Source organism: uncultured Methanobrevibacter sp. (assembly GCF_902770715.1).
Taxonomy (GTDB): Archaea; Methanobacteriota; Methanobacteria; order Methanobacteriales; family Methanobacteriaceae; genus Methanocatella.
This window is the reverse complement of the sequence record NZ_CACXTS010000082.1, coordinates 1-2,182: the sequence shown is the minus strand read 5'-3', so window position 1 is coordinate 2,182 and position 2,182 is coordinate 1. Positions and strand designations below refer to the sequence as shown.

The 2,182-nt window shown below is 32.0% G+C and carries 3 protein-coding genes; all 3 read left to right on the top strand.

Annotation, left to right across the window (positions count from 1 at the left end; translation table 11 throughout):
- Window positions 1–907: 907 nt before the first annotated feature.
- Genes QZU81_RS10855 through QZU81_RS10845 form a run of 3 tightly spaced genes read left to right on the top strand, consistent with a single transcriptional unit; the run spans window position 908 to window position 2,125 of the window.
- A complete protein-coding gene (locus tag QZU81_RS10855; RefSeq protein ID WP_295591793.1) occupies window positions 908–1,318 on the top strand; it encodes a hypothetical protein in 411 nt (136 codons plus the stop codon).
- A 5-nt stretch (window positions 1,319–1,323) separates the two neighbouring features.
- On the top strand, window positions 1,324–1,971 hold the full coding sequence (locus QZU81_RS10850) for an ATP-grasp domain-containing protein (protein WP_295591791.1): 648 nt from the start codon (window positions 1,324–1,326) through the stop codon (window positions 1,969–1,971).
- Complete coding sequence (locus QZU81_RS10845; protein ID WP_295591789.1) at window positions 1,937–2,125, top strand: hypothetical protein; 189 nt, start codon at window positions 1,937–1,939, stop codon at window positions 2,123–2,125. Before QZU81_RS10850 ends, QZU81_RS10845 begins: the two co-directional genes overlap by 35 nt.
- The last annotated feature ends 57 nt before the right edge of the window (window positions 2,126–2,182 follow it).

The following is a 2,182-nucleotide window of genomic DNA, read 5'->3' as shown; positions in this document are numbered from 1 at the left end:
TTCGTATAAAACGTATGATATAGTTCGCAACCTTATCAATTGAACCACAAAACCTCACTAAAAGATTTATTTCTGATAATTATTAATTGAAGATCCTCGAATAGACCCATTAGACTCTTTCAAAAACTTTGCAAAAACCTTGATTTTGTTTTAATTGATCTTTTTTTTGAAATATAGTTGCCAAATATGAACTTAAGCAAAATAAATTATTTAAAATCCTATTTAGTCTTAAAAAGTTAAAAAACAAGAAATAGACGTGGTGGGACTCGAACCCACGAAGCAACTAATGCATAAGACCCTGAATCTTACTCCTTTGACCACTCGGATACACGTCTAAAAGAACTATCTGAAAAAGTAATCCATTATAATGGATTTTAACTATTATATTATTATAATGCTTTTCTTAGTATAAATATGTAATCTCATTTGACCTTGATTGTTAGGCCAACCGTTCTTATATTCTCAACTTTCACTAGGTTTTTTAAGTAAGGACACATATGAAAACAAGTTGACATTTACATGATGAAGAAATACATTCCAAAATGGTTAGAACTAGCTAAATCAATTAAAGTCTACTTATTCACTGACAATCATGTGATAGAGCAATAAGTTACATAAACCTATTAAAACAAGAATTAACTAATTTTTTAAAGATACCTAGTTTTTCTTGGAAAACCATTCAGGGAAAATTAGAAAGTACCAACAATAAACTATAAAGTTACTTCTCAAATACATTATATAAACATACTTAAAAAGATTTGATTTGAAATTAATGTATTGGGATGTAAACAATGCGAATTACTAAAAATCACTTAAGTTTTTGAAAGAGCCAATAAAAAAAACAAATTACATTATAAATATATAAACAACAAAAAATAAACTGTAATATACTTGATAGGTGTTTTTCATGAGAAATATTATTATTGTTCAGTGCATGTCTACAGGCAAAAATTACGTTCAAGACATTATTGATAGAAATTGCAATCCAATCGTTTTAGAAATGAAGCCTTTTGGAGATTCCGAAGATGCATTGATTTATCAGGAAGAAGTGAAAAGGGAATATGAATTTATTGAAAATGACTTTGATTTGATATATGAGAAAGACTCCTATGAAGAAACGCTTGAGATGGTTAGAAAATTTGATCCGGTAGTCATTGTTCCAGGTACAGAGGACGGGGTGATACTGGCCACAAAATTGGCTAATGACTTGAATCTGTTATGCAATCCAATAGAAAATATTGATGCAATAACTTTAAAAAACGAAATGCAAAACAGATTAGTCAAAAAAATCTGCGTTCAATTAAGGGGCAGGTTGTAAGGTCCTTGGATGAAGCTATTGAATATTATGATAAAGAAAACTTAAAGGAAATTGTAGTAAAACCCCTATACAGTGCGGCATCTGTAGGTGTGAGGCTGTGCTCAGACAGACAGGAAATGATTGATGCGGTAAAAGAGGTATTCAATTTAACAGGCGTTTATGGAAATGAATTGACAGAACTCTTCATTCAGGAACGCATCAACGGGCAGGAATATGTTGTTGATACTGTTTCATGCAATGGAGTTCATCGAATAACCTTAGTTTGGAAATACAATAAGATTAAAACCTCCGAAGGCGGAAATATATATGATTATGATGTAACTGTTAATGAATTGGGAATCGGTGAGGCAGAACTTGTTGAGTATGCATTTGATGTCGCTGATGCCTTAGGAATCAAATATGGACCAGTTCATGGCGAATATATTGTTGATGAAAAAGGCCCAGTCTTGATTGAAGTGAATTGCCGCCCCCATGGGGGTAATATGGATGCAGAATTCCTGGATATGATTTCAGGCCAGCATGAAACCGACAGTTCACTTGATTCCTATCTAAATCCCAAAAAATTTAATCTGGAACGTTTGAAAGGACAACATGACAAATATGGAACTAATACTGAACATGTTAGCAGAGGTATCAACAACCGAAATAAGTAAAGTTGAAAATCCCGATGGTTTTGAGGAAAGCCGTGATGTTGCAAAATATGGCGGAAACATTGTAGGAAATGCCAGACAAGAACTTGAAGCAGTAACCGGTAAATCTGTAATTAGTAAAAAGAATTCTAAAAATCCTGAATTATTGGATGAATAATTAATTCATCCACTTTTTGTTTTTGATAAATACAAGTATTTTCATGCATTTAACTAT

Excerpts from the sequence above, each read along its gene's own strand:
- QZU81_RS10855 (WP_295591793.1), top strand. The coding sequence starts at position 908 with ATGAGAAATATTATTATTGTTCAGTGCATGTCTACAGGCAAAAATTAC.
- QZU81_RS10845 (WP_295591789.1), top strand. The coding sequence starts at position 1,937 with ATGTTAGCAGAGGTATCAACAACCGAAATAAGTAAAGTTGAAAATCCC.